This window comes from Kocuria rhizosphaerae, assembly GCF_044462265.1.
GTDB classification, from domain to species: Bacteria; Actinomycetota; Actinomycetes; order Actinomycetales; family Micrococcaceae; genus Kocuria; species Kocuria rhizosphaerae.
In genome coordinates this window covers 1-17275 of the sequence record NZ_JBISWL010000087.1, presented here as the reverse complement: position 1 = coordinate 17275, position 17275 = coordinate 1, and the positions used below count along the sequence as shown (strand labels likewise).

Genomic DNA, 17275 nt, shown 5'->3' with positions numbered 1-17275 from the left:
CCGGTACCGCTGACCCGCCCGCCCCACCCCGCACGTCCGACCATCCACCGACAGCACCACGTCAGGAGCAACCCATGGCCATGATCACCGCAGTGCACGCCCGCCAGATCCTCGACTCGCGAGGAAACCCGACCGTCGAGGTCGAGGTCCTGCTCGAGGACGGCAGCTACGGCCGGGCCGCCGTGCCCTCCGGCGCCTCGACCGGCGCCTTCGAGGCCGTCGAGCGCCGCGACGGCGACAAGAACGTGTACCTCGGCAAGGGCGTCCTCGACGCCGTGAAGGCGGTCGACGAGGAGATCGGCGAGGCCGTGATCGGCCTCGACGCCACCGACCAGCGCCTGATCGACCAGACGATGCTCGAGCTCGACGGCACGGACAACAAGGGCAAGATCGGCGCCAACGCGATCCTGGGCGTGTCCCTCGCCGTGGCCCGTGCCGCCGCCAACGCCTCGGACCTGGAGCTCTACAAGTACCTCGGCGGCCCCAACGCGCACGTGCTCCCGGTGCCCATGATGAACATCCTCAACGGCGGCTCCCACGCCGACTCCAACGTGGACATCCAGGAGTTCATGATCGCCCCCATCGGCGCGGCGACGTTCTCCGAGGCGCTGCGCACGGGCGTGGAGGTCTACCACGCGCTCAAGGGCGTGCTCAAGGAGCGCGGCCTGGCCACCGGCCTGGGCGACGAGGGCGGGTTCGCCCCGAACCTGGAGTCCAACCGTGCCGCGCTCGACCTGATCTCCGAGGCCATCGAGAAGGCCGGCTACACGGTGGGCACCGACGTGGCACTCGCCCTCGACGTCGCCTCCTCCGAGTTCTTCGAGAACGGCGCCTACAGCTTCGAGGGCAAGAAGCTGAGCTCCGCCGAGATGACCTCCTACTACGAGGAGCTCGTGCGGGACTACCCCATCGTCTCCATCGAGGACCCGCTCGACGAGGACGACTGGGAGGGCTGGCAGACCCTCACCGCGTCCGTGGGCACCCAGGTCCAGATCGTCGGCGACGACCTGTTCGTGACGAACCCGGAGCGGCTGGCCCGCGGCATCGAGGAGGGCGCCGGCAACGCGCTGCTCGTGAAGGTGAACCAGATCGGCTCGCTCACCGAGACTTTCGACGCGATCTCCCTGGCCCAGCGCCACATGTTCCACTGCATGATCTCCCACCGCTCGGGCGAGACCGAGGACACGACGATCGCGGACATCGCCGTGGCCACGAACGCCGGGCAGATCAAGACCGGCGCGCCGGCCCGCTCCGAGCGCGTGGCCAAGTACAACCAGCTGCTGCGCATCGAGGAGGAGCTCGGCGACGCCGCGCGCTACGCCGGGGCCTCGGCGTTCCCGCGCTACAGCGCGAAGTGACCCCCGCCGGCTGAGCCGGTCCGCGGCGCGGGCGGTCGTCCCCGGACGGCCGCCCGTGCGGGCGGTTAGACTCGACCCCGTTCCCGTCCGACGCCCGTGAGGTCAGCATGCCCCCTTCCCGCCCCCGCACGACCCGCCTGCTCGGCGGTCGGGACGACGCCCGGGGTGGCCGGGAGCGGGAGCAGGAAGGCCCCGGCGGCTCGACGGCGGTGGGCGCCCCCACCCCCGCCCGGACCTTCAGCGGCCGCCTGCTCGTCCTGATGCTCGTGGTCGTGCTGATCGTGTTCCTGGCGGCCCCGACCACGAAGATCTACCTCGAGCAGCGCGCCGAGATCGCCGCCCTGGAGAGCGCCATCGCGGACATGGAGGAGCAGCAGTCGTCCCTCGAGGACCAGGTCGACCAGTGGTCGGACGAGACCTACGTGAAGCAGCAGGCCCGGGACCGGCTGCTCTACGTCATGCCGGGGGAGCGGTCCTACCTGGTGGTCGGCGCCGACGAGATGGCCGGTGAGATGGTGGACTCCTCGGCGGCGCAGATCGAGGCCGACAAGCCCGCCTGGGTGGACGCCCTGTGGCAGTCCGTGGTCGCCTCCGCCTACGAGGACACCGGCGCCGCCGACGTGGCCGCCCCGGAGGACACGGGCACGTCCGGCACGGGCGTCCCGGAGGGAACCGTCACCCCGGAGGGAACCGTCACCCCGGAGGACACCGTCACCCCGGAGGGAACCGTCACCCCGGAGGAGTCCGGCGCCCACGGCGACGCCGGTCCCGCCGCGCCGGGAACCGCCACGGATCCCGCCGCGCCCGGCACGGCCGACGTCGCCCCGGGCGGCGCGCCGCCCGCCGTCGGCGCGGACGAGCAGGCCGGGGACATCGCCCCGGCCGCCCCCATCGACGAGCCGCAGGACGCGGCGACCGACCGCCGCGGCACGGCCGCGGAGTGAGGAACGGCGTGAACGCCCAGCACGAACACGACACCGGAGAGCCCCGCGGGGCGGCACCCGCCCCGCGGGGACTCGGGGTGACCGCGGAGACGGTCGAGCCCACGGCCATGGACCTGCGGGTCCTCTCGCGACAGCTGGGGCGGCCTGTGCGCGACGTCGTCGAGATCCCCGCGCGCTGCACGTGCGGCAACCCCCTCGTGGCGGCCACCGCACCGCGGCTGGCGAACGGCACGCCCTTCCCGACCGTCTTCTACCTCGCCCACCCTGTCGTCACGGCCGCGGTGTCCCGGCTGGAGGCGGCCGGGCTGATGTACGCGATGAGCGACCGGATCGCCCAGGACGAGGAGCTCGCCGCCGCCCACCGCACCGCCCACGAGGACTACCTCGCCGAGCGGGCCCGGATCGGGGCCAAGGCCGGCACCGGGCCCGTCCCCGAGATCGAGGGGATCTCCGCGGGCGGCATGCCCGTGCGGGTGAAGTGCCTGCACGTGCTCGCCGGGCACGCGCTCGCCGCCGGCCCCGGGGTGAACCCGCTCGGCGACGAGACGCTCGAGGCCATCGCCGAGTGGTGGACGCCCACGGCCTGTCACTGCGACCCCGCCTGGCGCGAGGACTGACCCGCTCCGGAGGCCACCCGCCGACCCTGTCCATCCGGGCCCGCCACCCCGGCCCGCCACCCCCGACCCGCCACCCCGAGGACGACCCATGCGCACAGGCGCCATCGACTGCGGCACCAACTCCATCCGACTGCTCATCGCCGACACCCGGGAGGAGGACGGGCTCCCGGTGCTCGACGACGTCGTGCGCGAGATGCGCGTGGTGCGCCTCGGGCAGGGCGTCGACGCGACCGGGTGGCTGGCCGAGGCGGCCCTCGAGCGCACCTTCGCGGCCGCCGACGAGTACGCGCGACTGCTGGAGGAGCACGGGGCGCAGCGGCTGCGGTTCGTGGCCACCAGCGCCACCCGCGACGCCGGCAACCGTGACGTCTTCCTCGCCGGCATCCGTGAGCGCCTCGGCGTGACGCCGGAGGTGATCTCCGGCGACGAGGAGGCCGAACTGTCCTTCCTCGGTGCCTCGGCCGCGGTGCGGGGCGACGACCCCGCCCACCGGGTCCTCGTCGTCGACCTCGGCGGCGGCTCCACGGAGTTCGTGCTCGGCAACGCCGCGGGCGTGCGCGCGGAGCGCAGCGTCGACATCGGGTGCGTCCGGCTCACGGAGCGCCACCTCGGCTCGAACCCGCCGACGACGGCCCAGCAGGAAGCCGTGCTGCGGGACGTCGACCACGCCGTCGACGTCGTCGCGCAGACCGTCCCGCTGGCCGAGACCACGCACCTGGTGGGCGTCGCGGGCACGGTCACCACCGTCACGGCGCACGCTCTCGGGCTCCCGGCCTACGACCCCGAGGTCATCGACGGGACGGAGCTGCCCGCGGACCGGATCGTGCGTGCGTGCCGGGAGCTCACCGCCATGACCCGCGAGGAGCGCGCCCGGCTGCCGTACATGCACGCGGGCCGCGTGGACGTCATCGGCGGCGGCGCCCTGGTGTGGCGGCGCATTGTGGAGCGGATCGGCTCGGCCACCGCCGGACGCGTGGAGTCGGCGATCGCCAGCGAGCACGATATTTTGGACGGCATCGCCCTCTCCCAGCTCGGCTGACCCCCCAAGTCCCCGGAAGGTTCCATGCTCCACAGCTGCCCCCGACCCCAGCGCCGCCGCACCCTCTCGCGGTGGGGCGCCGCCTGCGCGGCCTCGGCCCTGGTCGGGGCCTCGGCGCTCGTCCTTCCCGGGACCGAGCCGGCCCACGCCCGCCCGGCGCGCCCCGCGCCGAGCATCCCGATCGAGAACCCCGTGACAGCCCCTCCGGGGGACGCCGCCACCCGCGCGCCCGACACCTCGCGCATCGCGGAGGACGGCATCCGACCGCTGCAGTACTGGCTGGACGAGTACGGCATCCGGGACGCGTGGAAGGAGTCGACGGGGAAGGGCGTGCGGATCGCCGTCATCGACACGGGCGTGGACGGCTCCCACCAGGACCTCCGGGGCGCCGTGGTCGGTGGCACCGACGTCTCCGGTGGCGGGGCCGCGAACGGGCAGGAGGGCCTCGGCGCGGAGCCCGAGCACGGCACGCTCGTGGCCTCCGTGGCCGCCGGCCGGGGCCACGTCCCGTCCGGCGGCAAGGACGACCCCGCCCCGGGCCGGCCCGCCGGCATCATCGGCGTGGCCCCGGACGCCGAGGTGCTGGCCGTCTCCACGTGGCTCGGGAACGAGACGGCGGAGACGCGCGACGTCGACCAGCAGATCCCGGACGCGGTCCGGTGGGCCGTGGACAACGGCGCCGACGTCATCAACATGTCGGTCGGCTCCAACTCCACGTCCTGGCCCGAGAGCTGGGACGCCGCCTTCCTCCACGCCGAGGCCAACGACGTGCTCGTCGTCGCCTCGGCGGGCAACCGCGGATCCGGGCTCGTGCAGGTGGGGGCCCCGGCCACCATCCCCGGGGTCCTCACGGTGGGCGGCGTGGGCCGCACCGGGGAGGCCAGCTGGGAGTCCTCCTCCCAGGGCATCTCCATCGCCGTGGCCGGCCCGTCGGAGGACATGGTGGGCGCCATCCCCGGCGACCGCTACGCCACGTGGGCCGGGACGTCCGCCGCGGCGCCGGTGGTGGCCGGGACGGCCGCCCTGATCAAGGCCAAGTGGCCGGACATGAGCTCCGCGCAGGTCGCCAACCGGATCGTCTCGACGGCCCGGGACACCGGTGCCCCCGGCAAGGACCCGCTCTACGGCTACGGTGTGCTCGACGTCGAGGCCGCGCTCACGGAGAACGTCCCCACGGTCGAGCGCAACCCGCTGGGCAGCATGCGGCAGTGGGTCCAGGTGCACCGGCGCACCGCCGCGTCCAGCCCCACGCCCACCCCCGTGGACAGCGCCGCCTCGACCACCGAGGAGGTCGACGCGGAGGTCGCCCCGCCCGAGCCCGTCCCGCCCATCGACGAGACCGGTCTGCTGCCCGTGGTCGTGCTCTCCGGCTTCGGGGTGCTCGTGCTCGGCCTCACCGCCGGGGCGGTCGTGCACATCCGTCAGCTCACCCGGCAGGGCACGGCAGGGGAGTCCTGAGGTGGCGCCGCGGGACGGCGCCCGCCGTCCCGCGGGAGCACGGAGCACGGCCGCTTTCTGAGTAGACTCGGGGGCATGTCTTTCACTCAATTGGCCAAGGACCGTCCTCGCCTGCTGATCGTCGGCGGAGGCTACGTCGGCTTCACCGTCGCGCAGGAACTGCAGAAGCGGATCAAGGACTCCGGCGGGGTCGTCACCGTGGTGGACCCCAACCCGTACATGATGTACCTCCCGTTCCTGCCCGAGGTGGCCGGCGGCAAGATCTCCGGGCGGAGCGCCGTCGTGCCCCACCGCCAGCACCTGCGCGACAGCGAGATCGTCACCGGGCACGTGCTCGGCGTCGACCACGCGAACCGCACGGCGACCGTCAAGGGCATCGACGAGGGCGAGACCTTCGAACTGGCCTACGACGAGATCGTGATCGCCGGCGGCTCGGTGACCCGGGCGTTCCCCATCGAGGGCCTCGCGGAGAACGGCATCGGCCTCAAGACCATCGAGGAGGCCATCGCCGTGCGCAACTGGGTCCTCGAACGGATCGAGGTCGCGTCGCTGACCGCGGACGAGGACGAGAGGCGCCGCGCCCTGACCTTCGTGGTGGTCGGAGGCGGCTTCGCCGGCGTGGAGACCATCGGTGAGATCGAGGACATGGCCCGCGCCGCGGTGGAGCGCAACGAGCGGCTCACGGTCTCCGACCTGCGCATCGTGCTCATCGAGGCCATGGGCCGGATCATGCCGGAGGTCTCCGAGGAGCGCGCGGAGAAGGTCGTGGCACACCTGCGCAGCCGCGGCATCGAGGTCCTGCTCAACACCTCCCTGGACTCCGCGGTGGACAAGAACCTCAAGCTCATCGACATGCAGGACAAGTCCCCGGCCGGCGAGTTCCCGACCGACACGCTCATCTGGACCGCCGGTGTGCAGGCCAACCCGCTCGTGAAGAGCACGGACTTCCCGCTCGACCAGCGGGGCCGCGTCCGCGCCGGGGCGGACCTGCGGATCACCGGCGACGACGGGCCCCTCGAGGGCGCGTGGGCCGCCGGGGACGTGGCCGCCGTCCCCGACCTCACCGGCGGGGGAGTGGGCGGCTTCTGCGTCCCCAACGCCCAGCACGCCGTGCGCCAGGCGAAGCTGATGGCCAAGAACATCCTCGCCGCCCGCAACGGCAAGCCGCTCGAGGACTACTACCACGAGAACCTCGGCGCGGTCGCCGGCCTCGGCCTCTACAAGGGCGTGGCCAGCATCAAGGGCCTGCCGGGCCTGCCCCCGCAGGGCCTGGAGTTCTCCGGCGTCCTCGCGTGGTCGATGCACCGCGTCTATCACGGCTACGCGATCCCCACCCTGGACCGCAAGGTTCGGGTGTTCACCGAGTGGGCGCTGAACTTCGCCTTCGGCGGCGACACGACCCCGCTGCGCCACGAACGGGATCCGCGCACGCGGTTCCAGGTCGCGGCCGGCAAGGCGCCCGCACCCCGCAAGGCCAATCTCTGACGGAGTCCGTGCGACGGCTCGACCCCGCCCGGGTGGCGTTCCGCGGCGGGGTCGAGCCGTCTCCGGCCCCCATAGCCCAATCGGCAGAGGCAGCGGACTTAAAATCCGCTCAGTCTGGGTTCGAGTCCCAGTGGGGGCACAGCTGATCCTCGGCGCTGCTCTTGGGCGGGGTGATCGCGGCACCCATCGCGGCCCGGCCCGACCAGGAGAGCCGCCCGTGCAGCGTTGGGTCGGTCGTCGACATCGTGCACGAGCCCGTCCCGAAGGCGGTGAGACGGCGCGCCTACCGATGCACCACCGTCCACGGCGAGGAACCACGGCGGGCCCCCGACCCGATCACCAGGACGTCCGAGACGGCCGAACCGGGCCATCCTCCCCGGGCGCGCCGCGGCAGAGGACAACATCCACTGCCGGCGGATCTACGTGAAGCCCAGCACGGGCCGCACCGGCACGTGTCGGGACAGCGCCGCCGCCGAGTCGATCGTCGCCACCGTGACGAACGAGATGTCCCTCCGGCAAGACTGCACCACCCGTGCCCGCACCCGGTTCGCCGTCGCGGAGCACATCGAGGTGGTCCACGACGGCAAACGGCTGAACAGCTCACCCATCCCGGGTTGTCAGCGGGTGGCCCGTGGGCCTATTTTTGATGACATAGCCACACCGGTGCCTGTGGTTCTCATTCCTCTCGGGAGGTTCCCCTTTGCCTCGACCCTTCCCGGTGTCCGTTCCTCCTCCGTGTCCTCCTCCGTGTCCTCCCCCGTGGTGGAGAACGTGACGAGTTCCGGGCAGCAGGCCCTGCCGGGCGCTCACGGCGGGGCGCCGGAGTCGCCGGCGGTCAGGCGTTTGCGGTTCGCCACCTGTGATCCGGCCGAGGGTCTGGACGTGCTCGAGCGCGTATACGCGGTCAAGAAGATCCGGGTGGCCCCGGATGCGCCGTTCTCCATCGCTCAAGAGGTCAGGTCCATCGAGAAGGTGGGCCTGGAGCGGGCCCGGATCACCGGGGCGCCGGCGGGGGCACTCGTCGAGGCCCCCGATACCGTCCGCGTCGGCCGGGTTCTGGGTGGACGCCTGGCTGTCACCGAGGCCGCCTGCACCACCCGCGGAGCTGTTCCGTTCTTGTTCCCGGCTCGTCCCTACACGGCCCGGTGGGGGGACCTGGATCTGCTGACCGCGTCCCTGGAGGTGACAGCTCTGGAGGCACACGCTGCGGGGTTGCTGGGGGTGGAGCGGTTCCGGTTGCGCTTCACCGGCACCAGGCCGGTGTCCCCGGCCATGGCCCGGTACCTGGCGACGGCCGTGTCGACCTTCGCGCGGGACCACTTGGGCAACGAAGGTGCCATGGCTTCCCCACTGGTCCGGGAGGAGGCCTTCCGGTGCCTGGCCACCGCCGTGCTGCACGCGTTCCCCAGCACCTTCCTGGACCGGCAGTCCGACGCGCTGACGCAGGCCACGGTCTCGGACGGGGTGTCCCGCGCGGTGGCGTTCATGGAGGAGGACCTCGCCGCTGACATCGGGCTGGCGCAGATCGCCGAGGCAGCCCGGATGAGCCCGCGAGGGCTGCAGGCGGCGTTCCGCCGTGAGCTCGGCACCACCCCGACGGCCCACCTGCGCGGGTTGCGGCTGGAGGCGGTGCGGACAGAGCTCCTGGCGGCCGACCCCGCCGCCGGCGACAGTGTGGAGGCCGTTGCGGCCCGGTGGGGATTCGTCCACCGAGGCCGTTTCGCGGCCGCCTACCGGGACCGGTACAGGGAGAACCCGGCCGCCACCCTGCGGGCCTGAACCGACGCGGCCCCCGAGGCCTCGACCTCGTCGTCGCCGGCACGCCGCCGGGAGCCCGCTCACGGTGCCGGTGGCGCGGAGGGACCCTGGACGTGGAACGGCCCCGCTCCGCGCGGTGCGGAGCGGGGCCGTCGGCCGGTGGGCCCGGATCAGCGGTAGTCGATCCGCACGGTGCCCCCGGGGCGCCAGGTGATCGTCCCGCCCTGGAAGTACTGCACGACCGACCGGTCCGTGCGCTGGAGCTCGCCCGTGGAGGGGAAGCCCAGCCGGCTCTTCGTGCCGCCCAGGGCCACGTAGGCGTTTCCGATGGAACCCGTGATCGCCCGGGCGCCGGTCGCGGAGCTCCAGTAGATCCGGCCGTGCTGGAACCTCTGGTAGGACCCGCCGCTGCCGGTGCCCGCCTCGTCGGAGACGGGGTAGCCGAGCACGCCGGTGTGGGAGCCGAGGTACGCGTGGCGTGCCCCGATCGCGCCCTTCAGGACACGGGCCCCGCCGGAGGGGCTCCACGCGATCCGGCCCCGCTGGAAGTTCTGGTACACGCCGGCGGAGCCGTCCTTGAGCTCCCCGGAGGTCGGGTAGCCGAGGTCCCCGTGCTCGCTGCCGGCCCGGGTGTAGGCGGTGCTGACCGCGCCGACGATGGGGTGGGCCGCGGAGGAGTTCGCCAGGATCCGGCCCCGCTGGAACGTCTGGTACCAGCCGCCGGCACCGTTGCTCTTCGTGTTCCCGGTGGGGTACCCGAGCAGACCGCGCTCGTGGCCGGTCGCGCCGAAGACCTCGTTCATCCGTCCCGTCAGGGCGTGGGCCCCCGTCTGGGGGGACCAGAGGATCTTGCCGCCCTGGAAGACCTGGTAGACGCCGCCCAGGCCGTTGGGCTTCTCCTCCGAGCTCGGGAAGCGGAGCGCGCCGGTGGCCCCGCCGCTGTGCTTGAAGGCGCCCTCGACGCCGCCCCGCACCGCGTAGGCCCCGGTGGCGGCGGTCCAGTAGATGGTGCCCTTGGTGAAGGTCTGGTGGACGCCGGTGCCGATCGCCCGCTCGTTGGCGGTCGGCTCCCCGATCACGGACCTGATCCTCGTGTACAGCGAGCCGATGGCGCCCTTGGTGGTGTACAGGGGCGTGGGGGAGGGGGCCGCGGGGGTCACGGTCGTCCCCGCCCTGGTGATGTACAGGGCGTCGTGGGTGTTGAGCGTCTTGCCCTCGGCGAACGGGTCGCCCGAGTCCAGGATGAGCTTCTTGTACTGGTCCGAGGTGAGTCCCGGGTTCTTCTGCTTCAGCAGCGCCAGGGTGCCGGCCACGTGCGGGCTGGCCATGGACGTGCCGTAGTCGATGCGGGTGTTCGGGGCCACCGGGCCCTTGGTGCCCGTGTTGCCGGAGGAGTGGATGTAGTGGCCCGGCGCGTAGATGTCCACGGCCCCGCCGTGGTTGGAGTAGCCGGCGCGGGTGTTGGCGGAGGTGACCGCGCCCACGGTGATGACGTTGTAGCAGTTGCCCGGGGCGTGGTTGATGGCCGGCTGGTTCACGTTGCCCGCGGCCACGGCCACCGGGATGTTGCGGAACCAGGCGGTGTTGATCGCGTTCTGCAGCACGACCGGGCAGCCGCCGTTCATCGACAGGGACATGTTGATCACGTCGGCGCGCTTCTTCGCCGCGGGGACGCCGGCGACGGCGTCGCCCGCCAGCCAGCGCACGGCGTCGGCCATGTCGGACACGTAGCCCGTGCCGCACGCGCCGAGCGCACGGGCGTTGAGCAGCGTCGCGTCGCGGGCGATGCCCACGGTGCCGTAGGTGTTGGAGGCCGCGGCCGCCGTGCCGGCCACGTGCGTGCCGTGCCAGATCGAGTTCGAGGCGGGGGAGCCGGGGTAGCACTGCCCGTAGGTCGAGTAGGTGCCGGGGTCGCGGCCGTCCGCGTCGCGGCCGTTGCCGTCGTTGCCGAGGTTGGCGGTCGAGACGAAGTCGTAGTCGTCGATGGTCTTGGCGTCGAGGTCGGGGTGGTTGGCGAATCCGGTGTCCACGATCCCGATGGTCATGCCCTTGCCGGTGGCCGTGTCCCAGGCGCGGAACGCCCCCAGGCTGGTGAGGGCCCACATGTACGGGGCGTCGGCGTCGTAGGCGGCCGCGGCCACCGAGGCCATCTCCTCGTCCTGCGGGGGCTCCGTGCCCGGGGTCCGGGCGGTGAAGACCAGCCGGTCCGGCTCCGCCCAGTCCACGTCCGGGTCCTTCTCCAGCTCCTCTGCCAGCTCCTCGGCCGTCCCCGTCGAGACCTCCGCGGTCAGTTCCACCACTGCCGCGCCGTCGCCCGTCGTCCGCACCCCGGTGGCCTGCTCGGCCTCGGGGACGCCGGCCTTGCGGGCCGCCTCCTGGACCCCTTCCCCTGCGGCCTCCTCGGACGCGTCGCCCGGGACGCCGTCCCGGTACTTGACGATCATCCGGTCGGTGATCTCGGGCGGGGCCTGATCCGTGAGCTGCTGGGAGGACGGGGAGCCGTCCTCCTCGGCCGGGACGGCCACGGCCGGGGCGAGGGGGGCCAGCACGAGAGCCAGGGTGAGGGCGGACAGACTGGGGACGAGCGCGGATCGGCGCATGGGCATACTCCTGGAGGGGGGTGTGGACGGCTCCTCGTGGCAGGGGAAGGCTCCGGGGAAGGAGTGCTCGGGGGATCCGTGACTAGATTCTCACATGCAAATCAATGCAGAAAGATATAACGGGAGTGTCACGAAATGTGACCCTGCGGGCCGGTCCAGGGCGGGGTCCGCGCCCTGGGGGCAGGGAGCGGCCAGGGAGGTGGGCGGCACGTGGCCGGATCGCGGTCACTCCGGCCCGCGACCCCCGGCGATCACGCGAGCAGGGGAACGAGCAGGGCGGCGCCCATGCCCAGGGCCACGACGGCCACGACCTGCCAGCTGTGGCGGTAGGCCCGCCGGTAGTGCTCCTCGCCGGCCAGCCGCAGCCGCGCGACGGCGGAGGCGTCGGGGGCGGGGTGCCGGAGGCTCGTCAGCGTGCCGATGTAGCGGGCCCAGTGCAGCACGGCGAAGCCCCCGGCGACCAGCAGTAGGGGAATGGCGGCCAGGGACAGCCACTGGAGCGGGGACTCTGGCACGGGATGCCTCCGGAGCGGGACGGGAGCGGTCCCGACCAGCATGTGTGCATCCGCAAACGGTTGTCTGTCCGCACACCTGGGGGCAGCCGTCCCCGTCCGCGACGGGCCGTGCGCACGCTGTCGGCTTAAGCACAGCAGTTCTCCTGCTCCCGTGATGCTCACGTTGCTACCCTGGGGGAACAACAGCACCCCCAGTGCCAGGGAAGGATCGACACATGGCCGGCGGAAACCCGCTTCTCCGCGATTTCTCCAAGCCGGGCGCGGCCGGCGCCCAGCCCTCCGGGACCCAGTACGGACAGACCTCCTACGGGTCCGCCTACCAGCAGCCCGGACCCGGGCGGACCGGGCAGGGCGGCTACGGACGTCCCCAGCAGGGCGACCCCTGGACGGCCGAGCGCCTGGACTCGATGTACAACGCCCCGGCCGCCGGGACCAACCAGACCGGCCGGATGACCTACGACGACGTCGTGGTGCGCACCGCGATGGTGCTCGGCGCCGTCGTCGTCGGGGCGCTCGCCGGCTGGGTGATGCCGGTCCTGATCCTGCCCGGGCTGGTCATCGGGCTCGTGCTGGGCCTGGTCAACGCCTTCAAGCGCAACCCCTCGCCCGCCCTGATCCTCGGCTACGGCCTGTTCGAGGGCATGTTCCTGGGCGGCATCTCGGGGATCTTCGAGACCATGTACCCGGGCATCGCGATCCAGGCGGTGATCGGCACCCTCGCGGTGTTCGGCTCCGTGCTCGTGCTCTTCCGGTCCGGGAAGCTGCGGGCCTCCGCCCGGGCGACCAAGATCTTCATGGTCGCGCTCATGGCCTACGCCGTGTTCGCACTGGTCAACCTCGGGGCCGTCCTGCTCTTCGGCTTCAACATCCGCACGGACAGCCCGCTGGGCCCGTGGCTGGGGCTGCTCATCGGCGCCGTCGCGATCCTGCTCGCGTCCTACAGCTTCGTGCTGGACTTCGACAACATCAAGCGCGGCGTCGAGGCCGGCGTGCCGCAGAAGCTGGCTTGGTCGGCCGCGTTCGGTCTGACGGTCACCCTGGTGTGGCTCTACATCGAGATCCTGCGGATCCTGGCGATCATCCGGGAGATGACCTCCCAGTAGGACCGCTCCTGGGCACGCAGCACACCGGCCCGGAACCCGCAGCCCGCGGGTTCCGGGCCGGTGTCGTTCCCTCGGGGCCCGGCGGCCGAGGTCTTCAGAGGTAGGTCACCCGCGGCCCCGGCGTGGGCCGGGTGGCCGCGTGGTCGGCCGCCGCTGCCCGCGGCGGACGGCCCACGAACAGCCAGCCGAGGATCTTCTCGTCCTCGGCGAGGCCGTAGAACGCCCGGACGGCGTCCTCGCCCGCACCGTCGCGGGCGGCCCACGCCGTCGCCCAGCCGGCCGCCCAGAACGCGGCCTCCAGGAGCGGGCGCGCCCCGTGCGCCGCGGCGAGCTGCTCCTTGCGCGAGGACCCGAGCGCGTCGTCGGGACTGAAGATCACCGCGCAGCCCAGACCTCCCGTGCTCGCCCACTTCAGGGCGCCGCGGAAGGCCGCCAGCCGGCGCAGCTGCTTGCCCTTCAGGCGGGGGAACGGCGCGGCCATGTTCGGGACCCGGGTCATCCCGGCGAGCGCTGCCGCGAGCTCCGGGGCCGAGCGGCGCGTGGTCACGGCCACCCGCCAGCTCAGCCCCGGCCGGTCGGCGGCCGTTCCCGCCGCCGCGCGCAGGACCGTCTCCAGCTCCTCCCGGGGAGGGGCGTCCGGGGTCAGGGCGGTGGCCGGCCGCCGCTGGGCCAGGACGCGGAGGAACGTGCGAGACATGTGCCCAGTCTCCCACCGTCCCCGGAGCGGGGGCGGCATCGGCGCAGCGACCGCGGGTGCGGGCCGGCGTGCCAAGATGGCCCCATGCCATCGACTTCCCACGACGCCGAACCGCCGCCGGCTCCCGGGCTCGACAACGAGCTCCCGCCGCTGCACGGCGACGCCGCCGGCGGGGTGAGCGTCCCGGTGCGGGTGGCCGCCGCGTGGTCGTGGCGGCTGATCATCATCCTGGCCGCCGTCGGGCTCGTCGGCTGGGTGCTGTCCACGATCACGGTGGTCATCATCCCCGTGCTGATCTCCGGGCTGCTGGCGGGCCTCCTCTTCCCGCTGGTGAAGTGGCTGCGCGGCCGGCACGTGCCCGCCGGCGCGGCCTCGGGCATCGCCGTGCTGCTCCTCATCGGGCTGGTCACGGGGCTGCTCGTGCTGGCGGGGCGGCAGATCGTGCTGGGCTTCGCCCAGCTGTCCCAGAACGTGGTGGTCGGCACCCAGCAGCTGCTGGGCTGGCTCGAGGACGGGCCGCTGAACATCAGCGCGGACAGCGTCAACGACTGGATCGACGACCTCGGCACCACCGTGCAGGACAACAGCGAGGCCATCCTCTCGGGGGCGATGTCCTTCGGCTCGACGGCGGGCAGCGTGCTCACCGGCATGATCATCATGCTCTTCACCCTCCTCTTCTTCCTCATGGACGGTGAGCGGATCTGGTTGTTCCTGGTCCGGCTGTTCCCGACGAGCGCGCGACGGGCGGTCAACGGCGCCGGCCGCCAGGGGTGGACCTCACTCGTGCAGTACGCCCGCATCCAGGGGTTCGTGGCGTTCGTGGACGCCGTGGGCATCGGGCTGAGCGCGGCGCTGCTGGGCGTGCCGCTGGCCCTGCCCATCGGCATCCTGGTGTTCCTGGGCTCGTTCATCCCCATCATCGGTGCCGTGGTCACCGGCGCCGTGGCGGTGCTGGTGGCCCTCGTGGCCAACGGCATGACCACCGCCCTGGTGATGCTCGGCCTGGTGCTGCTCGTCCAGCAGATCGAGTCCAACGTCCTGCAGCCCCTCGTGATGGGCCGTGCCGTGTCCCTGCACCCGCTGGCGGTGTTCCTCGCCGTGGCCTCGGGCTCCATCCTGTTCGGCATCGCCGGCGCCCTGTTCGCCGTGCCGGTCATGGCGTTCCTGAACACCGTGGTGCGCTACCTCGTGGGGGGATCGTGGCGCCAGGACGACGACATCCCGTGGGAGCCGTACTACTACCCGTGGGAGATCAAGAAGCACCAGCGGCGCAACCACCTGACCCGGGACCAGGTGATGGCCCAGCTGCAGCGGTTCCGCCGGACCCGCGCCAAGGAACGGCTGCAGGCCGCGCTCAAGCGCGGGCGCCGGGAGCTGCGGGCCGCCGAGGCCACCCGGATCCCGGGACTGCGGCCCACCGAGCCGCCGGCGACCCCCGAGGACCCGCCGCGCGGCGGCGAGCGGCCGGTGACGGGCGGGCCCGAGCGTCCGCGGCGCACCGACTAGGATGGGGTCCGCGCCCGCCGCCGGCGGGCGCGGCCTCCGTGCGCCCGCCTCCGCGGCCGCGGCCGCCCGCCGAAGCACCGACCGGGAAAGAAGAACCACCGTGAGCCTGGCCGACCTCCCCCTGCGCCTCGCCGACATCGAGGAGGCCGCCGCGCTCCTCGAGGGCGTGATCGACCGGACCCCGATGGCGCACTCCCGCGCGCTGTCCCGCCGGGTGGGCTCCGAGGTCAACCTCAAGGCCGAGAACCTGCAGCGCGCCGGGTCGTTCAAGGTGCGCGGCGCCTACGTCATGATGGCGAAGCTCACCGACGAGGAGAAGGCGCGGGGCGTCGTGGCCGCCTCGGCCGGCAACCACGCCCAGGGCGTGGCCCTGGCCGCGGACCGGCTCGGCATCGACGCCCGCATCTACATGCCCGAAGGGGCGGCGCTGCCGAAGATCGCGGCGACCCAGGACCACGGCGCGGAGGTCGTCCTGCACGGCACCGCCGTGGACCAGGCCCTCACGGAGGCGCAGCGCTACGCCGAGGAGACCGGCGCGGTGTTCGTCCACCCCTACGACCACCCGGACATCGTCGCCGGGCAGGGCACCGTGGGGCTCGAGCTCCTCGAGCAGGTTCCGGACGTGGACACGGTCATCACGGGCGTGGGCGGTGGGGGCCTGCTCGCGGGACTGGCCATCGCGGTCAAGGCGCGGGCGGAGCAGCTCGGCCGGCCGATCAGGGTCATCGGCGTGCAGGCGGAGAACGCCGCGGCCTATCCGCCGTCCCTGGCCGGGGACGCCCTCGTGACCCTGGAGCGGGTCTCGACCATCGCGGACGGCATCGCCGTGGGCAAGCCCGGACAGCTGCCGTTCAGCATCATCAAGGAGCTCGCCGACGACGTCGTGACGGTCTCCGAGGACTCCCTCGCCCAGGCCCTGATCTTCCTGCTGGAGCGCAACAAGCTGGTGGTGGAGCCCGCCGGCGCGGTGGGCGTCGCCGCTCTGCTCGACGGCGGGCTGCAGGAGAGGCACCCGGACCTGGGCAACACGGTGGTGGTGCTCTCCGGCGGCAACGTGGACCCGATGCTGATGCTCAAGGTCATCCAGCGCGGCCTCTCGGCGGCCGGGCGGTACATGACGATCAAGATGATGCTCACCGACCGCCCCGGGGAGCTCGCGCAGATCTCCAGGATCATCGCCGGCCAGGACGCCAACGTCACGGGCGTGGACCACAACCGCATCGGCGGCTCGCTGAGCCTGGGCGACGTGTCCATCACCATCGACATGGAGACCAAGGGCCACGAGCACTGCCGCCAGGTCCTGCGCTCGCTCGAGGCGGAGGGCTACCACCCCGTCGTCGTCCACTGACCGTCCGCGTCGAGCGGACGCCGGTCCCGCGGACGACGACGGCGCCGGACCCCTCGCGGGGACCGGCGCCGTCGGGCGGGCGGGGGACACGCTCAGGACCGGCGGCGCCCGGTGACATAGGCGGCGAACGCGCTGACGAACGTGGCGAACACGACGACGTTGCGCAGGCTCCCCGGACCGCTCGCGGCAGGGTCGCCCTGTCCCGCGAGGTGCAGGACCACGGCCACGACCGCGAGCACCGCGGTGAGCGCGATCAGTGCCCAGGTGCCGCGGCGCGGAGTGCGCGACCAGTGGGTGGTCACGGCGCGGTCAGCCCTGGAAGGGCTTGGCGTCCACGATCCTGACGGGGATGTCCTTGCCGTTGGGCGCGGTGTAGGAGAGCTCGTCGCCCACCCGGTGGCCGGAGATCGCGGCGCCCATCGGGGACTTCTCCGAGAACACCTCGATGTCGTCGCCCGCGGCCAGGTCCTCGGCGACCTCGCGGGAGCCGATGAGGAAGGTCATCTCCTCGCCGGCGATCTCGGCGGTGACGACCATGCCGGGCTCGACCACACCGTCGTCGGCGGGGGCCGCGCCGACCTGGGCGTTGTCCAGCAGCGCCTTCAGGTGGGCGATGCGCCCCTCGTTCTTGCTCTGCTCCTCGCGGGCGGCGTGGTAGCCGCCGTTCTCCTTGAGGTCACCTTCCGAACGGGCCTGGTCGATGCGCTCCACGATCTCCTGCCGGTACGGGCCGGAGATGTGGTCGAGCTCCTTCTTCAGGCGGTCGTAGGCCTCCTGGGTCAGCCAGGCGCCGTGGTTGTCGGTCTTGGTCACAATCTCTCCTCGATGGACGGACGGCCGGTCCGCC

16 protein-coding genes and 1 tRNA gene are annotated in these 17275 nt (G+C 72.8%); 11 read left to right on the top strand and 6 right to left on the bottom strand.

What is annotated here, in order from left to right; genetic code table 11:
* Positions 1–74: 74 nt before the first annotated feature.
* The 7 genes from eno (at position 75) to ACH9EU_RS10545 (ending at position 7040) form a co-directional block, all read left to right on the top strand.
* Positions 75–1358: a phosphopyruvate hydratase gene (gene eno / locus ACH9EU_RS10575; RefSeq protein WP_396413891.1), complete on the top strand. Its 1284-nt coding sequence runs from the start codon at positions 75–77 to the stop codon at positions 1356–1358.
* Between the two features lie 107 nt (positions 1359–1465).
* Positions 1466–2302: an FtsB family cell division protein gene (locus ACH9EU_RS10570; protein ID WP_396413890.1), complete on the top strand. Its 837-nt coding sequence runs from the start codon at positions 1466–1468 to the stop codon at positions 2300–2302.
* A 107-nt stretch (positions 2303–2409) separates the two neighbouring features.
* Positions 2410–2919: a DUF501 domain-containing protein gene (locus ACH9EU_RS10565; RefSeq protein WP_396413906.1), complete on the top strand. Its 510-nt coding sequence runs from the start codon at positions 2410–2412 to the stop codon at positions 2917–2919.
* Between the two features lie 88 nt (positions 2920–3007).
* Positions 3008–3958 (top strand): Ppx/GppA phosphatase family protein, encoded by a 951-nt coding sequence (locus ACH9EU_RS10560; protein ID WP_396413889.1) that lies wholly within the window; start codon positions 3008–3010, stop codon positions 3956–3958.
* A 24-nt stretch (positions 3959–3982) separates the two neighbouring features.
* Positions 3983–5416 carry a S8 family serine peptidase gene (locus tag ACH9EU_RS10555; RefSeq protein WP_396413888.1) on the top strand — a complete coding sequence of 478 codons (1434 nt, stop codon included), beginning with the start codon at positions 3983–3985 and terminating at the stop codon, positions 5414–5416.
* A 75-nt stretch (positions 5417–5491) separates the two neighbouring features.
* Complete coding sequence (locus tag ACH9EU_RS10550) at positions 5492–6901, top strand: FAD-dependent oxidoreductase (protein ID WP_396413887.1); 1410 nt, start codon at positions 5492–5494, stop codon at positions 6899–6901.
* 65 nt (positions 6902–6966) lie between these two features.
* Positions 6967–7040 (top strand) — tRNA-Leu (locus ACH9EU_RS10545).
* 280 nt (positions 7041–7320) lie between these two features.
* On the opposite strand, the gene ACH9EU_RS10540 is transcribed toward ACH9EU_RS10545, so the two are convergent.
* On the bottom strand, positions 7321–7509 hold the full coding sequence (locus ACH9EU_RS10540) for a hypothetical protein (RefSeq protein WP_396413886.1): 189 nt from the start codon (positions 7507–7509) through the stop codon (positions 7321–7323).
* 274 nt (positions 7510–7783) lie between these two features.
* On the opposite strand from ACH9EU_RS10540, the gene ACH9EU_RS10535 reads away from it, so the two are divergent.
* Positions 7784–8680, top strand: a complete 897-nt coding sequence (locus ACH9EU_RS10535; RefSeq protein WP_396413885.1) for a helix-turn-helix domain-containing protein — start codon at positions 7784–7786, stop codon at positions 8678–8680.
* 149 nt (positions 8681–8829) lie between these two features.
* Here the strand turns inward: ACH9EU_RS10535 and ACH9EU_RS10530 are convergent, their stop codons facing one another.
* Together ACH9EU_RS10530 and ACH9EU_RS10525 are read right to left on the bottom strand one after the other, a co-directional pair.
* Entirely contained in the window at positions 8830–11259 is a 2430-nt protein-coding gene (locus ACH9EU_RS10530; protein ID WP_396413884.1) for a S8 family serine peptidase, read from the bottom strand.
* A gap of 251 nt (positions 11260–11510) precedes the next feature.
* A complete protein-coding gene (locus tag ACH9EU_RS10525) occupies positions 11511–11774 on the bottom strand; it encodes a hypothetical protein (protein WP_396413883.1) in 264 nt (87 codons plus the stop codon).
* A gap of 215 nt (positions 11775–11989) precedes the next feature.
* On the opposite strand from ACH9EU_RS10525, the gene ACH9EU_RS10520 reads away from it, so the two are divergent.
* Positions 11990–12877 (top strand): Bax inhibitor-1/YccA family protein, encoded by an 888-nt coding sequence (locus ACH9EU_RS10520; protein WP_396413882.1) that lies wholly within the window; start codon positions 11990–11992, stop codon positions 12875–12877.
* A gap of 94 nt (positions 12878–12971) precedes the next feature.
* Here the strand turns inward: ACH9EU_RS10520 and ACH9EU_RS10515 are convergent, their stop codons facing one another.
* Positions 12972–13574, bottom strand: a complete 603-nt coding sequence (locus ACH9EU_RS10515) for a nitroreductase family protein (RefSeq protein WP_396413881.1) — start codon at positions 13572–13574, stop codon at positions 12972–12974.
* 84 nt (positions 13575–13658) lie between these two features.
* Here ACH9EU_RS10515 and ACH9EU_RS10510 point away from each other — a divergent pair, with 84 nt between their 5' ends.
* Both ACH9EU_RS10510 and ilvA read left to right on the top strand, forming a co-directional pair.
* Positions 13659–15080, top strand: coding sequence for an AI-2E family transporter (locus tag ACH9EU_RS10510; RefSeq protein ID WP_396413880.1), 1422 nt, complete (start codon positions 13659–13661; stop codon positions 15078–15080).
* Positions 15081–15180: 100 nt separating this feature from the next.
* Entirely contained in the window at positions 15181–16428 is a 1248-nt protein-coding gene (gene ilvA, locus ACH9EU_RS10505; RefSeq protein WP_396413879.1) for a threonine ammonia-lyase, read from the top strand.
* Positions 16429–16520: 92 nt separating this feature from the next.
* Here the strand turns inward: ilvA and ACH9EU_RS10500 are convergent, their stop codons facing one another.
* Both ACH9EU_RS10500 and greA read right to left on the bottom strand, forming a co-directional pair.
* Positions 16521–16730, bottom strand: coding sequence for a hypothetical protein (locus tag ACH9EU_RS10500; protein WP_396413878.1), 210 nt, complete (start codon positions 16728–16730; stop codon positions 16521–16523).
* A gap of 7 nt (positions 16731–16737) precedes the next feature.
* A complete protein-coding gene (gene greA, locus ACH9EU_RS10495; protein ID WP_396413877.1) occupies positions 16738–17241 on the bottom strand; it encodes a transcription elongation factor GreA in 504 nt (167 codons plus the stop codon).
* Between the last annotated feature and the right edge of the window lie 34 nt (positions 17242–17275).